The following is a 22,095-nucleotide window of genomic DNA, read 5'->3' as shown; positions in this document are numbered from 1 at the left end:
TTTCATGTATTGACATAGTTAATTCCTCCGTTTATTGAAGATTAAACCACCAAGGGTTGGCAATTGATTGAGTTTTAATTAATAAGGCTTTTTTTCGCATAAACCTTTTAATTGCTGCTGCACCCATGCGCGAACCACCCATCCCGGAAAAATTAAAGGAGTTTTTTTCTCCTTCATGTATGATAGCTGTTAATCCGGCATCGTTAATACTAATTGCCCCTGCATTTAAGTGTTGTGCTATTTCTATTGCTGCGGTTTCTGTATCTGCAAAAACTGCGGCACTTAATCCATAAATACTATCATTTGCTAAGTCAATTGCTTCGTAAATTTGATTAAATTTCATGATTGGCACGATCGGACCAAAGGTTTCTTCGGTCATTATTTTCATGGTGTGATTGACTTGGGTTAAAACTGTGGGTTTACACCACAAACCTCCGCCTAATTCCTCAATTTTACCTCCACAATGAACGATCGCACCTTTAACAACTGCATCTTCCAATTGTTCCGCAATAATCTGGGCTTGTTTTTCGGCAATAATCGGGCCAATTTCGCCATCTTCAATGCTGGGAAAAGCTAACTTTATTCGTTCGGCTTTTGCAACCAATTGAGCAACAAAGGTATCAAAAATTGCTTCAGCAACATAGATACGTTCGATCGATAAACATGATTGTCCTGTATTAACAATTGCACCCCATAAAATAGCTGACGTTGCTAATTCTAAATTAGCGGTTTCTGTAACAATTGCTGGGTCTTTTCCTCCTAATTCTAAGAAAGCTGGAATAAATTGCTTGGCTGCTGCTTCTGCTACTTTTTTACCTGTGGCAACACTACCTGTAAAACATACTAAATCTACCAATTGTATTAAATTTGCTCCTGTTTCGCCTGCACCTTCAATATAGGTTAATATTGGTGATAATTCGGGAACAGAGGCAATGGTTTCTAATAGTGGTTGAATGAAACGAGACCCTATTTCACTGGGTTTTATAATGACTGCACAACCTGCTAGTAATGCGGGAATTGTATCAATTACTGATAGTAATAAGGGAAAGTTCCAAGGACTAATTACACCAACTAATGAGTAGGGAACTAGTTGACTTTGCAGTTTAATGAATGGAATGGCTGTGGTTTTTTCGGTTTCTAATAGTAGTTCTGGGGCTAGTTTACACCAGCGATCGATACTAGAGATAACAGAATCTATTTCTAAAATTGTGACTGATAATCTACCTGTGTCATTTACCAAAGCTTCAATCAGTCGATCTTTTTTGGAGATAATCTCTTGTTTCCATTGCTGTAATGCGGCAATTCTTGTTTCTAATCCTGCATTTTGCCAATTAATTTGTGCTTCCCGCAATTTCGCGCATTTACCAGCCAATTCTTCTGATGTTGGCGGGGTAATCCAATAGTCTATCTTGCCTGTGCGAGGATTGCGAACTTCAATTTTCTCTTTCATAGTTTTGGTGATTAACTATTAAAGGGCAGAAATCAAATTTAAATTATTCCTAAGTTTGATAAACGCTCGATCGCTTCTTGTTGAGTCTTGATAAAATGCTTCCGATCTATTTCTGCATTTTCCATTGTATTAGCTGGGTAAAAGTGAGATTGCGAGTAACTTTCTGCATATAGTTCAAATCTTTGGCGAGACAGCAAATTGTTTAGTCCTGGGCGACGGCGATATCTTCGTAAAGCAGCTAAATCGATTTCGGCAAATGCAGCCATGCTTTCTCCTGCACCTGTTTCTGCTAATACTAATCCCCGATAATCTATAATTTTAGAACCGCCATCGACGGAAGAAATGGGAATAGAAATATTGGCTATTCCGGCTGTATTTGCTGATATGACGTAAGCCATATTTTCCACTGCACGGGTGATTTTGGCGGCTTCTTTGGGCGATCGATCTTTGCCAAATACTTCTGATGTAGAATGCAGGAAAATTTCTGCGCCTCGCATTGCCAAACATCTGGCAACTTCGGGATATAAAATTTCCTCGGAAGCTAAGGCGGCTAAATTTCCAATTGCTGTTTTAGCAACAGGAAAAACTCCTTCTAATCCATAACATTCTAAATATTTATCCCAAACATCGTGGGGAGTGGGAGCGAACATTGAATTTAACCGACGATATCTTAAAACAATTGCGCCAGAAGGGTCAATTACAAAACAAGTTTGAAAGTATAATTTAGGAAAGTTGCGATCGAGTTCGTAAGCGTTTCCGGCGAGAAATATTTTATACTTTTGCGCTATTTTTCCTAATGCTTCATACTCTGCACCAGCCATTTCTAAACAAGCTTTTTCTGCCCAAACACTTATCGACTCTCCCATCGGAAAACCTGTTAAAAAATATTCTGGCAATACTATTAGTTTACAATCAGAACCAATAAAGGCGATGCTACCAGCAATCTGTTTTTCTATGCGGTTAATTGATTGTTGGATTAGCGATCGCGCCTCACTCCGATCCTGCACTTGGTTAACTGCATGACAAGTTACCTGAAGTGCTAAAGCAAAAAAGGAGTCTTGTTTATTGGCGGCTTCCATATTTTTGGCTGTAGTTGATTTAAGATAATATTACTCTTTTCTGCCTATAAGTAAATAGGTAATCATCTCTCCTTTGCCTTTAACGGGGATTGAGCCTCTTAACAGGAAATGGTAGCGACCGCTTAACATTTCATAAATTCTTTCTGTAACTTGAATTTCTCCTACTATACCATGAGATTCCATGCGGCTAGCAACATTAACTGTGTCGCCCCAAAGGTCATAGATGAATTTTTTTGTGCCTATTACTCCGGCTACTACGGGACCCGTATTAATTCCAATTCTGATACTTAAATTATAGTCGTTTTTGGCATTAAAATTTAAAATTTCTTGCTGCATATCTAGAGCCATTTCTACTACGCATTGCACATGATCTTTCCTGGGTTTAGGAATACCGCCAGCTACCATGTAAGCATCACCAATTGTTTTAATTTTTTCTAAACTGTGCTTCTCTGTGAGGCGATCGAACGCCGAAAAAATCTCATTGAGTAAGGATACAAGTTCAGAAGGAGTTACTTTTTCTGAAAGTTCAGTAAAGTTGACTAAATCTGCAAATAAAATGGTGACTTCACTAAAACCATCGGCAATACTTTTGTGTCCCTCTTTTAGGCGATTAGCGATCGGTTCTGGTAAAATATTTAGTAATAAACGCTCTGATTTTTCTCGTTCATTTGCTAATTGATTGTTAGCTTTTTGTAATTCCGAAGTGCGCTCAATCACCCGCAACTCTAATTCTTTGGAAGTTTCGCGCAATCTAGTAATTACTAAAGTTAACCCAAGAAGTCCAAACATTGAGAGCATTCCCAAAGTAATGAAAGTTCCTTGCAAACCTTCATTAGTTTTCTGCATTAAACTATCTAAAGAACTACTAATTTCTAACACTCCTCGCACATCCCCAACTTTCCAATCTGTTTTCGGGCTACTGGGGTGTTTGTTATGACAATCTACACAACTAGGTTGCAGAATATCGGCTTGGGTGTATCGCAATTTTAGGCTACCTTTTGATTTGAAAAACCGAAAAAAAGGGCGATCGGGGTGTAATCTTAAATAACGTAATGCTTGTAATTCAAATTCATCTCTTGCACCACCTTCTGCTTCTCGCCAAGGAAATGGATAATCGCTGTATAATCTAACCGACATTCCGGCATTTCTTTCAATTACTTCTTTACCAAGTTCAATTAAGTATGTAGCTGGTAAAGGTATTGCGCCTTTTTTATTTTTATAATCGTGGGTGATAGTAACTCCGTGTATTTCTTTGACTCGATTAACAGCTTCAGAACTATAAAGTGTGCGTGCTGTTTGGATAGTTTGTGCGTATAAAGCTGCATTTTCCAGCGCTTGAGACTCGATTAAATTCCATGATAAACGAGAGACATTCCACAATGCGCCTGCTACTCCCGTGCAGAAAAGAACTGCTAAGATTAAAATAGTCCGTTTGTAGAGCAGTTTCAGCAATGTTTGTTGAAATTTTTCGCCTAATTGCTGTATTTTTTGCCCAAATACTTGCGGATGATAAAAGATTTTGAGATTCATTGAATCTTTCCTGCTTTTTGCTCATGCAATGTCTTAATAAGTATCCACACCCAAATACTAAATATCCTTAAAATACTAGTATAGATGTTTATTTTGAGTTTGTCTGTATTTTCTTTTGATTAGCTGTGATTCTGCTATTAATTTAATAGCAGAATCAAGAAAAATTTTAACGGAGAATGCGATCGCCACCCCACAGCGCTTTTACCAACTTATCTGTTAATTCATTTCCTAACATTTGCGCCGCCTTTTTGTTACCTGGATCGAGTTCAGCACTGCTACGACGGATAAATAAATCGCGTTCAAACAAAGCTTTTTGCATTGATTCGGGAACAGCTTCAGCGACATCTATCCAACCTAACCAACGCTCTAACATTTCATGAGAAATTGTGCGAATCAGCGCCAACAAATCTTCTGTAGGCGGACAAGTATAACATAAACTAATTGGCGACTGAAATAATCGAACGTGCAAACTTTTACTGATAAATGGAGACAGACGAGAATCAGCTTGTAAGGTTAAAAATGATTGATTAACTGGTTCATAGTAGCGTTCTAAATCATCTAAATTCATCAAAAGATCGTGGCGAGGAACGTAATCAATATAAAAAAGAATATTCCCAAAAGTGCTAAATTCAAACGCTAAATGGGGAACAGCAATATGAGGTTTTAACCAATTAGTTAGACGCACAATGCTAAAACCAGTTTTGGTGTTACGCAGCCAAGAATGCACCAACCAATCAATTTCCGATCCCGAAAAATTTTTCATTGAACCTTTAACATTAGGATCGAGTCCAGTATAATCTTCTAAATCTTTTGTCGAAGGATCTGGATGTAGTGTAAAACGTGCTTCTATTTTTTGGCGAAGTTCGTTGGTAATTTGCCAAAGCTGTGTAAATACTACGGCGTTATCTAGGTTTGGCTGTGGATTAACCATTGTCAATTATCTCTGCTATGTTTATTGTTTAAGCGATCGCTATTTTAACTTTAATCATGATTGACTTCACTATTTGGGATCAACTTTTGCTTCGCACTTATGTAAAAACTGATTTACCTATCGATGCTAAAACTCCCATTGCTTATTTACATTATGATTGGAGTTTAAACGAACAATAGGTAAAACTTTAGCGAATATCTTGATAAAACTTTTTCAAATATTCAGGCGAGACACCTAAACCCCATAAAATACCAATGTAAAGATAGATAGCTGTCGCTTTTAAAGAACCCCAATGGGCGACTCTGCGATCGCTACTTTGCACAATCCGATTTACTTGTTTAATTCTGCCTTTCTGCACCAATTTCAAACACAAATCTGCTTCTTCCATAATCGCAATATTAACATCAAAACCCCCTGTTTCTAAAAAATCACTGCGACGGCAAAACATCACTTGATCGCCAAACAAAAGCCGCAAACCTTTAACAAACAAATGGGGTTTAAAAATTAGCGGTGCATAATATGTTTTGAGATAGTTATGTAGAGAAATTACCCAACGAGTTGTAGTAGCACCTGTCATTAAAGAAATGAAACCACCACAGGCAATATTTTTGTTAGTTAAAGTTTGTTCTATTACTGTAACTAAGTCATCAGGAACTAAAGTATCAGCGTGTAAAAAGCAGAGAAAATCTCCGGTAGCAACCAAAGCACCTTGATTCATTTGTCGAGAACGTCCCCGCTTTTCGCAAGTAATTACCCGCACATTTGCCGCTTCCGCAATGGCGATCGTTTCGTCTTTACTTCCCCCATCAACTATGATTATTTCTTTAGGTGAAGGATCAAGCAAGCTGAGGTTTCGTAAAGTGCGACCTAAACAGCTTGCTTCATTCAAAGTAGGAATAATAATGCTAACGTCAGACATCAAAAAACTTTGGTAATTACACAGTTAAAGGTTGCAATTTTGACCTTTGAGGCATTTTCAAAATTTCCCGCGCTTGTGCTGGTGTTGCTACCTCCCGACCTAAAGTTTCTGCCATTTTTACTATCTTATCTACTAATTCACCATTATGGGGTTTACCAAAGCGACTATAAGGCCAATCTCCTAGTCCAATACCAACATGACCTCCTAAAGTAATCGCCCAAGAAGCTAAAGGCATAACATCACCATTCCAACACATTACTAACCATTGAGCATCAGAGGGAATAGAACTAATTGCTGCTTGTAAATTGGGGAGTGTGGGCAAAAATCCACTGGGGATAATTTCTCCAGTAAATACTAATTCCCACAGTGTATTTTTGGAGTGAATGCCCATTTCTTGAAAACAAAGTGCAGTGCGAATTTGTCCAATATCCCAGCAAACTGTGCTAACAAAAATATTATGTTCATTCAATTTTTGCAGCACTTCTCGAATGCGATCGCGTGAATTACTGTAAACTTGATCGTATGTAGTAAATTGCTTGGTTTCTGGTTCCCAAAAATCTACATTAAAAGAGCCAAATTCCAATGGCACCATGTCAACACCTAAAGCCGGATCTGCCACTGCTGCAAGAATATGTCTGACGCGCTCTGACGCACTATTTTTAGTAGTAACGTAGCCCAAAGTAGGATCGACAATTAAATCAGTTTTCTCCCTAATTCCTTCGATAACTTCTAAATAAAGTTCTACATCATTTAACCATTTTCCGCTAACAGTATCGCGTCCGTGCCAATGAAAAATTGATGCCCCTGCTTCCCAAGCGCGAACAGCTTCGCGAATAATTTCTTTTGGACTGTAAGGAAATTCAGAATTATCTTTCCGGTAATCCATATCATTGCAGCGACATTCAATGATTAAGGGTAATTCACTGTTCATCATCTTGTCTCCCATGTTTTCTCAATTTTAGCTATATTGGCATACTTTTAAGTATGTTTCGTCAAGAGTTTTCTCGATTTGGGTAAAATAATTCTTTAGAGGTATGCGATCGCACTCAGAAATAATTAAAATTTCCCTGTTGAGAATCACTGTGAAACTCATGAATTCTCCTAATTTTAACATCGATAAAGTGTTGCTAATTGGTGTTACAGGCGGCACTGGTGGAAACGTAGTCAAGGGATTTTTGGAACAAGGAATAACCAATCTGCGTGTTACTACCCGGAAAATTGACTTGAGTCGCCCTTCTTTAGCCAAAATAAATGATGCCGGAGTCGAACTTTTTGAGGCTAATTTAGATGAGGAAAAATCTTTAGCAGCTGCTTTTACTGGAATTTCTCATGTTTATTGTCATGCCACTTCAGCTGATTTGTCTAAAACCGATCCTTTAGAAATTGAAAGAGCAAAGCGAGTTGCCCAAATTGCTAAGCAAAATAACATCAAACATTTTGTTTATAATTCCGCAGGTGGGGCTCAAAGAAATTCAGGAATTGGTCATATTGAACAGAAATATAAAGTAGAACAAATTTTGCAAGAAACAGGTTTACCAACTACTATGTTGCGTGCTTGTTTGTTTATGGAAGAATTTTGGAAAAAATACACAAGACCATCAATTCTCAAAGGTAGTTTTCCCTTTTCTATTCAGCCAAATAAACCATTACATTTAATTACAACCAAAGATTTGGGTCGTGTTGCTGCTTATGTCATGAAACATCCCGAAAAATATATTGGTAAAGAGATTGAACTTGCTGGGGATATGCTAACACCAAAACAAATGGCAGCAGAATTTTCCCAAGTACAAGGAATTCCTGTAGTTCATAAAGAAATACCTCCTTGGATTTTCTTACTCTTGTTCAGAAAAGAACTGTTTGATTTAATTCAGTGGTATCGAAATAAAGGTTATCAAGCGGATGTTAAGTATTTAAGAGAAGAGGAATTTCCCGGTTTGTTGACTACTTTTAAGGAATTTTTGCAAGAAACTAATTGGGCTAATCAGGAACTCACTTATGAGTCTTTATAGGTACGTAGTTGCGCTTGGGCGCTCTTATTGGCGCCCAAGCGCAACTACGTACTTGGCAAGACAAATTACCAACTTATATTTCATAATTCACTTATTAGAAGTTTCTAAATCAGGTATATTTGTATTATAAGTTCCGGGGGGAAATTTTGTTGTCGGTGAGCTACAAGCTACATACTTATTATTAACAGAAATTACGACTACTGGATTGGTACTACAGGAAACAGGAGTTAAACCTTCTTTAGTGAAAAAAGCTGAAATTTTGTTAGTAACAGCAAAAGGAATTACTAGATTTGGTTGATTAGAAACTATTACCCAAGGCAACTGAGTTTGATTAATTTGTCTCTCATCCTCCCGTAAAATATTACCCTCTAAAGCTTGACTGGGTGATGGTGGTAAATTCGTTTGTGCATATAGTTTATTGGTTTGTGAAAGATTTGCCAACCAGAGGAAAAATATAGTACTGACCAAACTAATATATTGTGAATGCCAATACATAACAAAACCTCCATGATAGGATCAGTTGATTCATCATTTACTTAATATTCACATTCTGCACTGTTTTTTGAAATTAATAAATTTAATTTCCTAAGAACTAATTTTTTCCAAAAAGCTTGTGAGTAAGCCTTGATTCTGTTGGACATAGGTTTGTGTCAGTGTGATTAACCGATTAATATTTCCATCACTGGCATCATCTATGGCACCTTTCATTATTTTGGGTTGCAGGCGAAAATAACGAGGCGAGGCTTCATTTCCCATTTCTGGAGGATTCATAACTTGCCTACTAATGTAATCATTAACATCAGCAGAAGCGTCCATAAGTACTTCAATTAAACGCCCTTGCCAAATCCACTGAATTAATCCCCAGGAGCGAACTTTGGCAAAAGGAATAGTTTGAGTAGCATCTCCTGTACCAATAGAAAGTACCGCAATATCTTTGATCGGATTTTCTAGTCGCAATGCTTCTGCAACTGCACAAGCTGAAGGGTTATTTGCTCCAATACCACCATCAATTAATGAGTAGGTTTTTGATTCAGCTGTGAGTAGATGGGCGGGAAAGAAAGTAGGTGCTGATGATGAACAAACGCATATTTCCCAGATGGGATTATTGATCCAGGGTTTGTAGGTTTGCCAGTTCTTAAAAACTATGAATTGTCGATCGATCGTATGGTAAGCTGTAATTAACAATTTTGGTGATTTTATATCTCCTAATTTGGTGTTACCAAATTCTCTTTGTAACACTTCTATTAAACCTCGATCTGAGTATTTAGGTGCAGAAAGTCCATATTCTAGGATTAACTTCAACCGTTGGGGTGAAAAAATATTTGTATAGGGAAAAATTATCTTCCCTCTTTGGCGATACAGTTGAATAATTTGTTCGCTGCTTTTACCTAATGCGATCGCAGCTGCTAAAATTGACCCAGTAGAAGTACCTGCAATTAAATCAAAGTAACGATTTAAAGGTACTTTGACAATCTTCTCTACTTCTGCCAAAATAACGGCTTCAATAACACCGCGAATTCCTCCTCCATCCAAACTCAATATCCGAAAAGGCATCTTTTTATTTTCCTTAAATTAGTAGTGTTGCACCCTGGTAATATCGATCGTAATTTTACCGCCAAAATCGGGAATTGGCGCAGCAGGTTTTGTTAATCTTACTCTAACTTGGCTCACCCTAGCTGATTCTAGGATAGTCGCTGCGATCGCCTCTGCCAATTTTTCCACCAAGGCGAATTTAGCAGTCTTCACCAAATTTTTTATCTTTTCAATTGTCGTGCGATAATCCAGAGTATCGCCAATAGCGTCACTTTTCCCCGCCTGCGTTAAATCTAACCACAAAGTAACATCTACCTCAAACCATTGCCCTAAAACCTGTTCTTCCGGTAAATAACCCGTGTAACCGTAACAACGAATTCCAGTAATTTCAATAGAGTCCATAAAAATTACCTAACCTAAATTTTCTAGTTCTTTTTCTAAATTATTACTATCGGACAAATCTATTAAATCTTCTATATTACTTTGAATTGTCCGACAAATTTGGTCTAATGGTATGTCATTTGGATCGTAACCAAATGGTTCTTGAATTTCATTACCGATCTCTTCAATACCAAACAAAGCAAAACTAATTAAAAATACTAGAAAAGCGGTTAACCATTCGGAATTACTCACTAACTGAAAAGGCAAAAAGAAACAATATATCAGCAACAATCGCTTTAAATAAATCACATAAGCTAAAGGAATCGGAGTATTTAAAATCCGTTCGCAGCTAGTCAACCCTTCTACTAGTTTATCTATTAACTGATTCATCGCTGTTAGCTGATAATAATTTAAACAACCCTTTTTCCCCTGTTTTTCCAGGTACTCTCCTAGCCAACAAATAATTTCTAATGGTGGGGTTTTTACCTGTTTTAGCTTGACTAATTCTGTGGGAGTTAGCCAGGGTTCTAATTCTTCTGTTACAGGTTCTCTTCGCAAATGCAATTTAGTCACAATAGCAAAAGCAACTAATAATTTTAATTTTTGATTTTTCTCGGTTTTATCTGTTTCTGACTCTGCGGCAACACCTGTGTAAATTTGTCTAGCTAAACTGCGAATATTGATTACTAATGTACCCCAAGCTTTGCGCCCTTCCCAAAAGCGATCGTAAGCTGTATTAGTCCGAAAAACCAGCAACAAACCTAATACTAAACTGAATACTACATTAGTAGTAATGGTTCCCAAATTATGCCAAGGGAAGGGTAATTTCGAGTCATAAATTAAGGAAATTAATAGTCCAAACAAGCTGCAAATAAAAGCACGAGGTAGCACTTTTATTGCCACCGAACCTTTTAATTGCAAAGCCATTTGAAACCAACTCATCGTTTCGTTCATGAAATTTATTGAATCGTGAACGCGAACAGAAAACAAGAGGACATGGAGAATTAAATTTCACCTCTGCCCCTCTGCCCCTCTGCCCCTCTGCCCCTCTGCCCCTCTGCCTCTTTCACTCTAGGGGCAAATCTTGGTGATGGAAAGGTTTAGCATTTTTACCACTATAATTTTCGACAATGTGACCATCTCCAGTTAATTGATATTTGTATGTTACCAAACCTTCTAAACCAACAGGCCCGCGAGGAGGCATTTTTTGGGTGCTAATTCCTACTTCTGCGCCAAAGCCATAACGATAACCATCAGCGAAACGAGTGGAACAATTATGGTAAACTCCAGCTGCGTCAACTTGGGCGAGAAAAACTTTGGCAGCTTCGTTATTTTCAGTGACGATCGCATCAGTATGCCGAGAACCATAAGTGTTAATATGAGCGATCGCATCTGCCAAAGAATCCACGATCTTAATTGATAGAATTAAATCGCTATATTCCGTTGCCCAATCTGTTTGAGTTGCCGGGAACATATCCACAATTTCCCTAGCGCGATCGTCCCCCCGCAATTCCACATTTCGCCCTTGTAAAGCCGCTGCTGCTAAAGGTAGAAAATCTGGGGCAATTGACTTGTGAATCAACAAAGTTTCGATCGCATTACAAGCCGCCGGATATTGAGTTTTCGCATCCACAGTAATATCCACCGCCTTGGTAATTTCCGCCGCCGCATCTATATATAAATGACAAATTCCTTCAGCGTGTCCTAAAACTGGAATTCTGGTATTTTCCTGCACAAACCGCACAAAACTATTAGAACCTCTGGGAATAATTAAATCTACATATTCATCCAACTTTAATAATGCAGAAATTTCCTCTCTCGTCGTGAGTAACTGCACCACATTTGGCGAAACTTCGCTTTTTTCTAAACCTAAACGAATCGCTTTTACCAAAGCGTCACAAGAACGAATTGCTTCTTTACCACCTTTGAGAATTACCCCATTCCCAGACTTAATTGCCAAACTAGTAATTTGCATCACAGCATCAGGACGGGCTTCAAAAATTATCCCCAAAACGCCCAAAGGACAGCTAACTCGTTTTAAAATTAATCCCCGATCCAACTGGCGATGAATTTCCAGCTTGCCTACAGGATCGGGTAAACGTCCCACATCGCGTACCCCTGCGATCGCACCTTTGAGCTTAGTCTCATCCAACTTTAACCTTGCATAAAGGGATTTCGAGATTCCTTCCGCCTCAGCTGCTTGACAATCGGCACTATTGGCAGTCAAAATCTCAGGCATCATCGATTCTAAAGCTTGGGCGATCGCTTCAATAGCATCATTCCTAGCAGCAGCAGAAAGCATCGCCAACTCTCTTGCTGCAGAGCGGGTAACTTGGGCAATCTCAATTAGCGAACTCGTAGCTATTTGGGAAACAGTCATGGACATTTCTCGATTTGCGGCGTATAGTCCAAGCTTAGTACAAGATTGGTCTTTCAGAGACAGGTGTAGAGTGGTGCGAGTGAGTAAAATATCGATTTTCCAGAATGCTAACCTAGTCCGCTATCTGGAATTGTTGCAGGTATTGGTAACGCGAAATCTTAAAGTCCGTTATCGCGGTTCCTTTTTAGGCATCTATTGGTCATTGTTAAACCCCTTACTAATGACCGCAGCTTATACCACAATTTTTGGCATGGCATTTTTACGATATTACGAAAATTCCCTTGCCACTTATATGTTAGAAGTGTTTACTGGTTTAGTGGTAATTAACTTTTTTTCCGCTGCCACTACCCAAGCATTAACTAGTGTAGTCTGCAACGGGGGATTATTGAATAAAATTCGCTTGCCAATCAATGTTTTTCCCCTATCCATGATTGCTGCGAATGTCTTTCAGTTTGTCTGCGGTTCCTTGCCATTTTTAGTAATTGCCACATTAGTAACTTCCCAAAGTTTAATTAATGTGTTAGCTTTGATCCTGCCATTGTTATCGTTAGTTTGCTTTTGTGCAGGAGTGGGATTGATTGTCAGTGCGCTATTTGTTTTCTTTCGGGATTTGCCATATTTCTATGAATTAGTTGTGTCCCTAATGTGGTTTAGCTCTCCCATATTTTACCCAATAGAGATTGTTCCGGCAAATATTAGACCAATTTTAGCCCTTAACCCCCTCACTTGGATTATTGGCAGTATTCGTCAGATTGCCTTGTCGGGAGATTTGCCTGACTTCAGCTTAATTGGCACTTCTTTGTTCACTAGTTGTGTAGTTTTAGCTGTAGGATGTAAATTGTTTGATAGTTGGCGATCGCAATTTATGGATTTATTATAAATGCAAGCAATCTGCTTAGAACAAGTATCCTTATGGCGCAGAACCCAAGAAGAATTTTCTTATGACTTGAAGAAAACAATTTTGTCAGTTCTGGAAGGCAAATATCATAAACCCATCAAAAAGTTAGTCTTAGATCGGGTTGATTTAACCATAACAGCAGGCGAAAAAGTAGGCATCATTGGTGTCAATGGTTCAGGAAAATCCACCCTGCTAAAAGTGATTTGTGGAATTTTAAAACCCACACATGGTCAGGTAAAAGTCTGGGGAAAAATCGCGCCGATGATTGAATTAGAAGCAGGTTTCGATCCAGACTTATCGGTGATTGATAATATCATTTTGTATGGGGTAATGCTGGGATTTTCTCAAAAACAAATGCGCCAAAAAATCGATTCGATTTTAGCTTTTGCGGAATTAGGAGAATATGTTTCAGTACCCTTAAAAGGTTTATCATCGGGGATGGTAGCGCGGTTGGGTTTTGCGATCGCCACTGATATCGAACCAGATATCTTAATTTTAGATGAAGTGTTAGCTGTCGGTGACGAAAGATTTAAAAAGAAATGCAAACAGCGCTTAAAAAATTTCTGGGATGCTAATGCTACAGTTCTACTGGTATCCCATGAATTGAATTTAGTTGAGCAATTTTGCGATCGCGTAATTTGGTTAGATAAAGGGAAAATCAAATGTATTGGTTCAGCCAGTGAAGTCATTGATTATTATCGAGATATGGTCAGTTTAACAACCCCCAGTTTGGTGTAAAATCCCGTTTCCTAAAGTTTTACTACAGTCCTTTGCGTGGTAAACCTGCAAAATTACAAGGCAAACTGATCGGCAGAGGCGACGCAGGTTACGCCTTTGGTTCAGATTTGATGCTGCAAGAACGCAGTGGTTTAATGTATTTACATTATGCTTCTCGGTTTGGTGCGATCGGTAATTTCTTGTTCGGCATGAAACGAGTTAAAAGCCTAATTGGATCGGAAGTGAAAACTTTAGGTTGGTTCCGTCGCGGTATAGGATCTTGGATGGATTTAATCAGTTTAGAAAGTACCAGCGGCACAATTGTTAGAAGTTACCATCGTTTTTGGGCATTAGTTTTTGGCAGTGGCGCAATTATTTTAGGCTTGGCTATTATCCAGCTTTTGCGCCAACCATAATACCCTTCATCCAAAACCTTGTAGAAACGTTATATATAACGTCTCTACAAGATATATAACGTCTCTACATTACAGTTTAAGATAAATCTTTGCCTTTTTTAGCACAACTAACCAAAGCGAAAATACTCATACTAAATAACCCTAACAAAGTTCCAGGTTCAGGAACTCGTTTGGAAACAGAAACCTCCACATTCCATGTAATACTTTGCTCTAAACGATCGCGGTTAATTCTTACCCAATCTGTAGGATCAAAAGCTTTAGCTGTAATCTTGTAAAAACCTGGATCGAAACCATAATTTGCCAAATCAAACCACTGATTTATAGCACCAGGTATTAAAATATCATTCACATACCAGTTAACATTAATCACATTGGGATCTATAGGCTTTACCCAAATTCGATCGGGATTAAATAAAGTAATAGTATTGTCCAGCCAACTGTCCAAAGGATTTACTAAATCATAAATATCTAAAATAATCTTTTCTCGGTTTACCGCATCAAAAGGCTGACCTAAACTCCGCATTTTTGAATTCATAGAAGGTCGAAACAAACCTCTTTGGTAAAAACCAGCACCCTCATAAGCACCAATAACTCCAATACCCGGCTGAACATAACCTAACCACTGCGACCACTTATTACCAGTAGCAGATTTAGTAATATTAATTGCTGTGGGTTCTAGACCCCTATAAATTGCTAAATCGTTATAATCATACTCATCAGCTAACTTATTAAAACTATGTCCTAACTCATGGAGTGCAACTTCTGTAGAATTGCTATTTCCACCCGCATAAACAGCAAAATTTCCGCCACCCCCTCCATATTTAGTATCATTCACAGTGACTAAGCGAACTTCTGCTAGCGAAGGATCGGGTAAGTTATTTACTAAAGCTTGCTTAGCTTTGGCTTCATTAATATAAAGTAAACGATCGGTTACTCCGTCAAAATAGTAACTCGCATCCAATGCAGTATTGCGGAAGATACCTGCAGGAGGAATATCTGCTCCCCTTTCCGGGGAAATAATATCCAAACGGTGAACATTAAAAAAGTTTTTATACCTGGGATAGGGATTTTCATTGCCAAAAAACATCCAATTGAGCATCGCATTAATATCCCTGTTGTAGGTGGTATTAATATCTGCTGCTGTATACCCATCTCCCAGAAAAACTATATCCACTCGGTTACTTGATGGGCCATTATCCCACAGCTTTAAGTAAGCGCCTTGAGCAACCGCTGGGATTCCCAGCACCATACTGATAGTAGCAGCTGATAATCTCAGGTTTTTTGATACAAAATTTAACATAGCTTCTCCGCAAATCTACTGAAACTATTCAATAGTAAGTTTAGCTATTACAGAAGTATTTTATTTTTTATCTATAAACAAAAAATTATTTATCAGTCCGATCGCCATTTTTTTGCGCCGCCAACTTAGCCTTTGCTTGTTGCCAAAGTTGCTCCAACTCTTCTAAAGAATAATCTGAAAGCGGGCGGTCTGTCGCTGCCTCCATTTTCACAATTCTTTGAATAAAACGTTGATTTGTTCCCTGCAAAGCTGCCGCCGGATCTAAATCATACCACCGCGCCAAATTAATAATTACAAATAACAAATCGCCTAATTCTTCTTGTTGCCGTTCCTTACTTTCATGTTGAATAGAATAGCGAAACTCTGCCAATTCTTCATTAAACTTTTCCCAAACATCCTCAATTTTGTCCCATTCAAAACCCACAGCCGCCGCTTTTTGGGAAATTTTCATTCCCGCAGTTAAAGGTGGCAAAGTCCGAGCATAACGGCTAATTTTTGCACTAAGTAACTCTTGCTGCTTTGGAGTTTCTCCCTTTTCAGCCGCTTTAATTTGTGACCAATTTTGCCGCACTTCCTCAACACTTTCCACAGCCACATCACCAAAAACATGAGGATGTCTGCGAATTAACTTTTCGGTAATTCCTTCAACCACTTCTTTAATTGTAAATTGTTCAGATTCGCTAGCAATTTGTGATTGTAAAACTACTTGTAACAGTAAATCTCCTAACTCTTCGGCGATCGCATTTTTATCTTCACACCTAATCGCATCTACAACTTCATAAGCTTCTTCAATTACGTAGGGAATTAAAGATTGAGGAGTTTGGGCTAAATCCCAAGGACAACCACCATTAGGCGATCGCAACTGCGCCACCACCTCAATTAACTTTTGCCATGCCACCACCGAATCCTGCGCCATTATAACCCGCTCCAAAAACTACAAACTATTGAGGACTTACGCAGTATAACTCAACAAACTAATCTGGCAACGTAAGTCCTCTTATCTCAATGGAGCATGAAATCACGGCGTAGGGGTAATTCATGAATTACCCCTACGAGTGCAAAACAGAACAAATTGCTTTAATCCTCTCCCCTGCTCCAAGAACACCTAACTTGCTGGAGTTTCAGGAGATAAAGCAGGCGGAATTTCCTCCTGAGTTACAGTCAAATTTTGCACCACAAACGGCAAATAAGCACCCTTTAAACCCGACTTAATTCGCTCTGGAGTTTCCGCATAAATCACAAACAGTGGATGTACTTTATCAGCGCCCTCACTCAAAATATGATTGTATCGGGAGGGCATCACCCACTCGTAACCATTATCCAAATAAACCTGAGTTTGTCGCCACCGATTTAGTAATTCCGAAAACTCTTCATCAGGACGATGGATAAATACTAAAATTTCTGCACCCGTTTTAATTTTCCATTCCGGGTCACACATTAAAACTGCTAAATCGCAGGGTAAACAAGTTGCAATTCGTCCTGGTTTTATTACACCACTATGTTTTGTCGATAAGATATTTTGACTTAATCTTACGATCGGCAAAGGGATAGTGATTAAACTTTCTTGTGGTCGGCGCAGACTAGGAATTAGCTCAAAATAGGGTCGATGTTGCTTCAGTAGCTCGATCGCCCCTATTTGGCTACTATACTCTGCAAGTAACTCTTCGTAATGAATCTGCTGCGACATTTTCCTAATTGGAACTGCGATGGTTTGCCAAATTCTTTTCTTATTTTAGATAGCCCAAACAAACGGCATCTCTATCGATTAGCCTAACTTATCGAACACTGCAAACATTGGCAGATACATCGACAACAAAATCGAACCCACAATACAAGCAATCCCCACCATCATCAGTGGTTCTAGGATACTTGTTAAAGCTTTCACCGCTTGCTCGACTTCATCTTCATAGAAATCGGCAACCTTCATCAACATTTTGTCAATTTCCCCGGTTTCTTCCCCAATACTAATCATTTGAATTGCCAGAATTGGGAATACTTTTTCTCGCTGCAAAGCAAGGCTAATCATCCCCCCGCCCTGGATTTCTTTTCGCGCTGATTCGATCGCATTAGAAATTACCACATTACCTGCCGTATCCCGGACAATTTCCAAAGAAGTCAAAATTGGTACACCAGAACGAGTCAAAGTCCCAAAAGTGCGACAAAAACGAGCCACCGCAGTCTTTTCCGTCAAATCACCAAAAACCGGAGCTTTCAGGAAAAACTTGTCAATTTGTAAGCGACCAACCGGAGTTTTGTAATATTGCTTATAGGCAATATTCAACCCTACAATCACACCAATAACCACAAATACCCAGTAATTTCTTTTCGGTTCTGGCAGGAATGGGCCACGAAAAATTTCACTAATCCCCATCATTATTTGGGTAAACAATGGCAATTCCGTTCCCAAATCTTCAAAAATTTTCGCAAAAATTGGTAACAGAAATGTCGTCATCCCAATAAAGATCAAAACAGCCAAACTTCCCACCGCCACCGGATAAGACATTGCCGACTTAATTTGGTTTTGTAGTCTCGCCGCATCTTCTAATAATTTCGCAATCCGGTTTAAAACTTCATCGAGTACCCCACCAACCTCCCCGGCTTCTACCATTGCCACATAGAGGTTATCAAAGCAATCGGGATGTTTTCGCATTGCTTCTGCCAGACCAATCCCCTCATTTACATCTGCACTAATCCCCACCAAAGCTTTTTTCAACTTCGGATTAGTGCATTGTTCAGTTAATACCCCCAAAGCTCTCACCAAAGCCACCCCAGCATTTACCATTGCCGCAAATTGGCGAGAGAAAATGGCTTTATCCTTGACAGTGACCTTCGCCATTGCGGCTTTAAAATCAAACTCTTTCAAGTTAAAGCTTTTTGCTTCCTTGAGGTCTTGAATTGTCATTCCCTTCTCTCTCAGAAGCGCACGGGCATCCCTGATAGATTCGGCAACTACTTTTTCTTTTTTGGCAACTCCTTGAGAGTCTCTAACTTGGGCTAAGAAAGTAGGCATAGTTAACACCAAACTTTTTGTTTAATTTATTTTTGTTTATGCAGTAATTGGTAATTGGTAGTAGGTAGTGGGTGTTAAGAGTTACTTGGTCAGTCAAAATGCTTAAATTCTCGCCAGGAAGTAGGCAAAACCCATCACTTAAAACTTTTACCTACTACCTACTACCTACTACCTACTACCTACTACCTATTACCTATTACCTATTACCTAACACCGCTATCCTAACTTAACTTAGTGGGCTGAGCCGACTTTTACTCCAGCTGGTGCCGGACCTATTAACCTTTGTAATTCATCAGGTTTAGAAGATTTACTCATGGCAGCCTCGTAAGAAATAGCCCCTGATTTGTAGTAGTTAGCTAAGGACATTTCCATAGTTTGCATCCCCAATTTACCTCCGGTTTGAATCGCCGAGTAAATTTGGGAAGTTTTGCCCTCCCGAATCAGGTTAGAAATAGCAGGTGTGATCACCATAATCTCCTGAACCATTACCCGACCATATTCCCCAGGTTTAGGATTTTGTTTTGGTACCAAGTTTTGGCTGAATACAGCTACCAAAGAGTTAGAAAGCATCGCCCGAATTTGGGGTTGTTGAATTGGAGGGAATACGTCCAACATCCGGTCAATGGTCTGAGCCGCTGAGTTTGTGTGCAGAGTGCCAAATACCAAGTGACCTGTTTCTGCTGCGGAAATCGCCAAGCCAATTGTTTCTAAGTCCCGCATTTCACCCACCAGGATTACATCTGGGTCTTCCCGTAATGCTGCTTTGAGCGCATTAGCAAAACTCTTAGTATCTTCACCTTTTTGCCGTTGGTGAACCAAGCTTTTAATATTGGGAAATACATATTCGATCGGATCTTCCACAGTCAGAATATGTTCGTTTCGCGTGCGGTTAATCAAGTCGATCATCGCCGCCATCGTCGTAGTTTTTCCTGACCCCGTTTGTCCAGTCACCAGCACCATGCCTCTTGGTCTTTCCGTGGTTTCCCCGCACCACATCTGGCAACCCCAATTTATCGAAATTCGGAATCTTAGAAGACAAAGCTCGCAAACAAGCCGCCCAAGCTCCCCGTTCCCGGTAAACATTCACCCGGAACCGAGCTAACCCTTTCACCCCGTAAGCACAGTCTAATTCCCAGTTCTGCTCCAAATCTTTCCGTTGCGAGTTATTGAGCATACTGAAAATTAAGCGTTGACACTCTTCTGCCGTCAGTGGCTCCTCGCCAACAGGCCCCAGTTTACCACTGACCCGGAAATAGACAGGCGCACCAGCTTGGATGTGCATATCCGAGCCGCCCATCTCAATTAATTGTTCCATTAAGTCTTCAATCATCATTTCCATCGGCATAGGACTGTCTCCGTTAGCAGTAGATTTATTTGTTTAGTATTCTTAGTTTGCCCAAATAGTTTTGGTCATTTGTCATCTTTCTTTTGTTTTTTTTGCTCATTGCTAGTTGTTAGATGCACCTTTGACCAATGACTCAATGACCAATAACTCGATCGATGCTATTCGCTAAACCTGAGTGTTAGGCAGTAAGGACATTCAATCCACTCCTGTTGTAGTCCGGCATCACAAACGCGACAGGTAAGGGCGCTCTTGCGTTTGGCTTTTAATTCTGCTTCTAAGCCTGAATCAGTAAAGGTAACGCGCTCTACTTCTTCTAGGGTAGTCCGACCTTCCCGTACCAACTGTAAGCTGTATGCCAGCAAGGTAATCATGCCTTCTTCTACAGCCGCTTCTTTGATCCGTTCTGTGGGTGCGCCTTGACTAATTAAAAGTTGCAGATTTTCTGTAACTTTCAATACTTCGTAAACCCCAACCCGACCTTTGTAGCCAACTCCCTTACAAGTTTTGCAGAGGCTTTTATCATTAGGTCTTTCGGCTGGAGGAATGGTATTTGCTTTGTAAATTAACAGGTCTACATCACCGGACGCAGTTAAGCCAAAACGTGCCAGTTCTTCGGGTGCGGGTGTGTAGGGAATGCGACAATCAGGACAAACGCGCCGCATCAAACGTTGTGCCAATACACCGATTAAAGCACCGGACACCATGAATGGTTCTACGCCCATTTCATCTAACCGAGCGATCGCACCCGCCGCGTCATTGGTGTGTAAAGTAGTTAATACTAAGTGACCTGTTAGAGCCGATTCGATCGCTGTTTTCGCCGTTTCCTTGTCCCGCGTTTCACCCACCAGAATCACATCTGGATCTTGTCGTAAGAACGCCCTTAACGCCGTCGCAAAATCTAAGCCTTTTTCCCGAATCACCTGTACCTGAGTGATTCCTGGCAAAGTGTATTCGATCGGGTCTTCCACCGTACTAATATTCACCCCTGGATCGTTCCGTTCTGCCAACACCGAGTATAAACTCGTTGACTTACCAGAACCCGTAGGCCCCGTTACCAGAATCAACCCAAACGGACGACTAGCCATTTCTCGGACTAACGCCAACGTATCTGGATTAGTAATTAACTTATCCAATCCCAGCTGAGTTGCCGAGTTATCCAAAATCCGCAGTACCACCTTTTCCCCATAACGGCTAGGCAAAGTACTCACCCGGAAATCGATCTTCCGTCCATTAAACATCCGGCGAATCCGACCATCTTGTGCTTGTCGGCGTTCGGCAATATCCAAATCAGAAATTACTTTAAACCGAGCCGTCACTGCCGGAATAATTTGCTTCGGTAAAGGATCAAATGCCTGTTGCAACACCCCATCCTTACGGAACCGAATCCGTAAAGTCTCTTCTTGCGGCTCAACGTGAATATCCGAAGCACCTTCCTGCAAAACCTTAATCAAAATCTTGTTCACCAAGTTAATAATTGGTGCTGATGACTCCTTACCGTCTGCGTCAAGGTCTTCGCCTTCTTCGGGTGCATCTTCCAAACCTTCTATATTCAGATCGTCTAATAAGCCGCTGACATCAGTTTGCTTTTCCCGTTCCCGTTTCTCTAATCTTTCCGCTTCTTCATCTAAATATTTGGTAATCAGGTGTTCATAGTCTTCTCGCGTAATCACCATCCGTTGCAATGCCAAACCTTGAGGCCGTAAAATCCGGTTCAAATCATCCAAAGCTTCTAGGTCATCGGGATTCACCATCGCGATCAGAACACTAGGCGGCTGAGTATCATTTTTAGATAAAGGCACTAAACGATAACGGCGACAGATATCGATCGGTATTAATGAGTCAATCAACTCCCCTAGCTGATTAACTGGCACATCCGTAATTTCGGGATCGAGAGATTCCACACCAAAGAGAATCTTTAATTCAAACAGCTGCTGTTTCTTGTACTGACGCAACAAGTCTGGGGGCAACTGTCTTCCGGTTAGCGACTCTAGAATCTCTGTTAATGGTCTTCCTGATGAGCGACTTTCGATCATCGCTTGTTTCATCTGCTCAGGATTAACATAGCCCGCTTGAATCAACTTATTGCCAAAGGGCGAAAAGTTTTGGACTATCAGGCTGGTTGAGGTGCGTTTTGGAAATGATGAAGAGTTAGTCATAGCTGATGCAGAAGTTCTCCTTATAGAGTATTCCCAAAAGT

The 22,095-nt window shown here is 39.9% G+C and carries 21 protein-coding genes and 2 pseudogenes; 5 read left to right on the top strand and 18 right to left on the bottom strand.

The annotated features are described in order from the left end of the window. Window positions 1–31: 31 nt before the first annotated feature. From ACE1CI_RS12935 to ACE1CI_RS12920, 4 genes are all read right to left on the bottom strand, one after another. Entirely contained in the window at window positions 32–1,450 is a 1,419-nt protein-coding gene (locus ACE1CI_RS12935) for an aldehyde dehydrogenase family protein (RefSeq protein ID WP_413262357.1), read from the bottom strand. A gap of 38 nt (window positions 1,451–1,488) precedes the next feature. After that, the gene (locus tag ACE1CI_RS12930) at window positions 1,489–2,529 is read right to left on the bottom strand and encodes a nitrilase-related carbon-nitrogen hydrolase (protein WP_413262356.1); all 1,041 of its coding nucleotides are present in this window, start codon (window positions 2,527–2,529) and stop codon (window positions 1,489–1,491) included. A 30-nt stretch (window positions 2,530–2,559) separates the two neighbouring features. Further along, window positions 2,560–4,059, bottom strand: a complete 1,500-nt coding sequence (locus tag ACE1CI_RS12925) for an adenylate/guanylate cyclase domain-containing protein (protein WP_413262355.1) — start codon at window positions 4,057–4,059, stop codon at window positions 2,560–2,562. A 166-nt stretch (window positions 4,060–4,225) separates the two neighbouring features. After that, complete coding sequence (locus ACE1CI_RS12920) at window positions 4,226–4,990, bottom strand: hypothetical protein (RefSeq protein ID WP_413262354.1); 765 nt, start codon at window positions 4,988–4,990, stop codon at window positions 4,226–4,228. 56 nt (window positions 4,991–5,046) lie between these two features. Here ACE1CI_RS12920 and ACE1CI_RS12915 point away from each other — a divergent pair, with 56 nt between their 5' ends. Then, window positions 5,047–5,169 (top strand): hypothetical protein, encoded by a 123-nt coding sequence (locus ACE1CI_RS12915; protein WP_413262353.1) that lies wholly within the window; start codon window positions 5,047–5,049, stop codon window positions 5,167–5,169. An 8-nt stretch (window positions 5,170–5,177) separates the two neighbouring features. Here ACE1CI_RS12915 and ACE1CI_RS12910 read toward each other — a convergent pair whose 3' ends face one another. Genes ACE1CI_RS12910 through ACE1CI_RS12900 form a run of 3 tightly spaced genes read right to left on the bottom strand, consistent with a single transcriptional unit; the run spans window position 5,178 to window position 7,002 of the window. Then, complete coding sequence (locus tag ACE1CI_RS12910; RefSeq protein ID WP_496615443.1) at window positions 5,178–5,909, bottom strand: TIGR04283 family arsenosugar biosynthesis glycosyltransferase; 732 nt, start codon at window positions 5,907–5,909, stop codon at window positions 5,178–5,180. Between the two features lie 16 nt (window positions 5,910–5,925). After that, a complete protein-coding gene (locus tag ACE1CI_RS12905; RefSeq protein ID WP_413262351.1) occupies window positions 5,926–6,843 on the bottom strand; it encodes a beta-keto acid cleavage family enzyme in 918 nt (305 codons plus the stop codon). Between the two features lie 24 nt (window positions 6,844–6,867). Then, on the bottom strand, window positions 6,868–7,002 hold the full coding sequence (locus ACE1CI_RS12900) for a hypothetical protein (RefSeq protein WP_413262350.1): 135 nt from the start codon (window positions 7,000–7,002) through the stop codon (window positions 6,868–6,870). Between ACE1CI_RS12900 and ACE1CI_RS12895 the strand changes: the two genes are divergently transcribed. Beyond that, entirely contained in the window at window positions 7,001–7,918 is a 918-nt protein-coding gene (locus tag ACE1CI_RS12895; RefSeq protein WP_496615442.1) for an NmrA family NAD(P)-binding protein, read from the top strand. The two genes, ACE1CI_RS12900 and ACE1CI_RS12895, sit on opposite strands and share 2 nt — an antisense overlap. Window positions 7,919–8,005: 87 nt before the next feature. Here the strand turns inward: ACE1CI_RS12895 and ACE1CI_RS12890 are convergent, their stop codons facing one another. The 5 genes from ACE1CI_RS12890 to ACE1CI_RS12870 form a co-directional block, all read right to left on the bottom strand. Beyond that, window positions 8,006–8,413, bottom strand: coding sequence for a hypothetical protein (locus tag ACE1CI_RS12890; RefSeq protein WP_413266739.1), 408 nt, complete (start codon window positions 8,411–8,413; stop codon window positions 8,006–8,008). Window positions 8,414–8,503: 90 nt separating this feature from the next. After that, window positions 8,504–9,472, bottom strand: a complete 969-nt coding sequence (locus tag ACE1CI_RS12885) for a CBASS cGAMP-activated phospholipase (RefSeq protein ID WP_413266740.1) — start codon at window positions 9,470–9,472, stop codon at window positions 8,504–8,506. An 18-nt stretch (window positions 9,473–9,490) separates the two neighbouring features. Beyond that, window positions 9,491–9,853, bottom strand: a complete 363-nt coding sequence (folB, locus tag ACE1CI_RS12880; protein WP_413266741.1) for a dihydroneopterin aldolase — start codon at window positions 9,851–9,853, stop codon at window positions 9,491–9,493. Window positions 9,854–9,862: 9 nt separating this feature from the next. After that, window positions 9,863–10,786, bottom strand: coding sequence for a bestrophin family protein (locus ACE1CI_RS12875; protein ID WP_413266742.1), 924 nt, complete (start codon window positions 10,784–10,786; stop codon window positions 9,863–9,865). Between the two features lie 112 nt (window positions 10,787–10,898). After that, window positions 10,899–12,212 (bottom strand): glutamate-5-semialdehyde dehydrogenase, encoded by a 1,314-nt coding sequence (locus ACE1CI_RS12870; RefSeq protein ID WP_413266743.1) that lies wholly within the window; start codon window positions 12,210–12,212, stop codon window positions 10,899–10,901. A gap of 73 nt (window positions 12,213–12,285) precedes the next feature. Between ACE1CI_RS12870 and ACE1CI_RS12865 the strand changes: the two genes are divergently transcribed. From ACE1CI_RS12865 to ACE1CI_RS12855, 3 genes and pseudogenes are all read left to right on the top strand, one after another. Next, window positions 12,286–13,092, top strand: a complete 807-nt coding sequence (locus ACE1CI_RS12865; protein ID WP_459564128.1) for an ABC transporter permease — start codon at window positions 12,286–12,288, stop codon at window positions 13,090–13,092. Further along, window positions 13,093–13,848, top strand: coding sequence for an ABC transporter ATP-binding protein (locus ACE1CI_RS12860; RefSeq protein WP_413266745.1), 756 nt, complete (start codon window positions 13,093–13,095; stop codon window positions 13,846–13,848). Between the two features lie 20 nt (window positions 13,849–13,868). Then, window positions 13,869–14,243, top strand: a pseudogene (locus ACE1CI_RS12855) (peptidase M48); the annotation flags it as partial. Window positions 14,244–14,319: 76 nt separating this feature from the next. Here the strand turns inward: ACE1CI_RS12855 and ACE1CI_RS12850 are convergent. The 6 genes and pseudogenes from ACE1CI_RS12850 to ACE1CI_RS12825 form a co-directional block, all read right to left on the bottom strand. Further along, complete coding sequence (locus ACE1CI_RS12850; protein ID WP_496615441.1) at window positions 14,320–15,543, bottom strand: M64 family metallopeptidase; 1,224 nt, start codon at window positions 15,541–15,543, stop codon at window positions 14,320–14,322. 85 nt (window positions 15,544–15,628) lie between these two features. Further along, window positions 15,629–16,459: a nucleoside triphosphate pyrophosphohydrolase gene (gene mazG / locus ACE1CI_RS12845; protein ID WP_413266748.1), complete on the bottom strand. Its 831-nt coding sequence runs from the start codon at window positions 16,457–16,459 to the stop codon at window positions 15,629–15,631. 189 nt (window positions 16,460–16,648) lie between these two features. Next, window positions 16,649–17,230, bottom strand: coding sequence for a hypothetical protein (locus ACE1CI_RS12840; protein WP_413266749.1), 582 nt, complete (start codon window positions 17,228–17,230; stop codon window positions 16,649–16,651). Window positions 17,231–17,308: 78 nt separating this feature from the next. Then, entirely contained in the window at window positions 17,309–18,553 is a 1,245-nt protein-coding gene (locus ACE1CI_RS12835; RefSeq protein ID WP_413266750.1) for a type II secretion system F family protein, read from the bottom strand. Between the two features lie 231 nt (window positions 18,554–18,784). Beyond that, window positions 18,785–19,892, bottom strand: a pseudogene (locus tag ACE1CI_RS12830) (type IV pilus twitching motility protein PilT). 164 nt (window positions 19,893–20,056) lie between these two features. Further along, window positions 20,057–22,054: an ATPase, T2SS/T4P/T4SS family gene (locus ACE1CI_RS12825; RefSeq protein WP_496615440.1), complete on the bottom strand. Its 1,998-nt coding sequence runs from the start codon at window positions 22,052–22,054 to the stop codon at window positions 20,057–20,059. Between the last annotated feature and the right edge of the window lie 41 nt (window positions 22,055–22,095).

Origin of the sequence: Floridaenema flaviceps BLCC-F50 (assembly GCF_041929275.2) — a bacterium.
Lineage (GTDB): Bacteria > Cyanobacteriota > Cyanobacteriia > Cyanobacteriales > Aerosakkonemataceae > Floridanema > Floridanema flaviceps.
Note: the sequence above shows the minus strand (reverse complement) of the source record. Positions and strands in the feature narration are given on the sequence as shown.

Coding starts and splice junctions, on each gene's coding strand:
- ACE1CI_RS12935 (WP_413262357.1), bottom strand. CDS start 1,450: ATGAAAGAGAAAATTGAAGTTCGCAATCCTCGCACAGGCAAGATAGAC.
- ACE1CI_RS12930 (WP_413262356.1), bottom strand. CDS start 2,529: ATGGAAGCCGCCAATAAACAAGACTCCTTTTTTGCTTTAGCACTTCAG.
- ACE1CI_RS12925 (WP_413262355.1), bottom strand. CDS start 4,059: ATGAATCTCAAAATCTTTTATCATCCGCAAGTATTTGGGCAAAAAATA.
- ACE1CI_RS12920 (WP_413262354.1), bottom strand. CDS start 4,990: ATGGTTAATCCACAGCCAAACCTAGATAACGCCGTAGTATTTACACAG.
- ACE1CI_RS12915 (WP_413262353.1), top strand. CDS start 5,047: ATGATTGACTTCACTATTTGGGATCAACTTTTGCTTCGCACTTATGTA.
- ACE1CI_RS12910 (WP_496615443.1), bottom strand. CDS start 5,909: ATGTCTGACGTTAGCATTATTATTCCTACTTTGAATGAAGCAAGCTGT.
- ACE1CI_RS12905 (WP_413262351.1), bottom strand. CDS start 6,843: ATGATGAACAGTGAATTACCCTTAATCATTGAATGTCGCTGCAATGAT.
- ACE1CI_RS12895 (WP_496615442.1), top strand. CDS start 7,001: ATGAATTCTCCTAATTTTAACATCGATAAAGTGTTGCTAATTGGTGTT.
- ACE1CI_RS12900 (WP_413262350.1), bottom strand. CDS start 7,002: ATGAGTTTCACAGTGATTCTCAACAGGGAAATTTTAATTATTTCTGAG.
- ACE1CI_RS12890 (WP_413266739.1), bottom strand. CDS start 8,413: ATGTATTGGCATTCACAATATATTAGTTTGGTCAGTACTATATTTTTC.
- ACE1CI_RS12885 (WP_413266740.1), bottom strand. CDS start 9,472: ATGCCTTTTCGGATATTGAGTTTGGATGGAGGAGGAATTCGCGGTGTT.
- folB (WP_413266741.1), bottom strand. CDS start 9,853: ATGGACTCTATTGAAATTACTGGAATTCGTTGTTACGGTTACACGGGT.
- ACE1CI_RS12875 (WP_413266742.1), bottom strand. CDS start 10,786: ATGAACGAAACGATGAGTTGGTTTCAAATGGCTTTGCAATTAAAAGGT.
- ACE1CI_RS12870 (WP_413266743.1), bottom strand. CDS start 12,212: ATGACTGTTTCCCAAATAGCTACGAGTTCGCTAATTGAGATTGCCCAA.
- ACE1CI_RS12860 (WP_413266745.1), top strand. CDS start 13,093: ATGCAAGCAATCTGCTTAGAACAAGTATCCTTATGGCGCAGAACCCAA.
- ACE1CI_RS12850 (WP_496615441.1), bottom strand. CDS start 15,543: ATGTTAAATTTTGTATCAAAAAACCTGAGATTATCAGCTGCTACTATC.
- mazG (WP_413266748.1), bottom strand. CDS start 16,459: ATGGCGCAGGATTCGGTGGTGGCATGGCAAAAGTTAATTGAGGTGGTG.
- ACE1CI_RS12840 (WP_413266749.1), bottom strand. CDS start 17,230: ATGTCGCAGCAGATTCATTACGAAGAGTTACTTGCAGAGTATAGTAGC.
- ACE1CI_RS12835 (WP_413266750.1), bottom strand. CDS start 18,553: ATGCCTACTTTCTTAGCCCAAGTTAGAGACTCTCAAGGAGTTGCCAAA.
- ACE1CI_RS12825 (WP_496615440.1), bottom strand. CDS start 22,054: ATGACTAACTCTTCATCATTTCCAAAACGCACCTCAACCAGCCTGATA.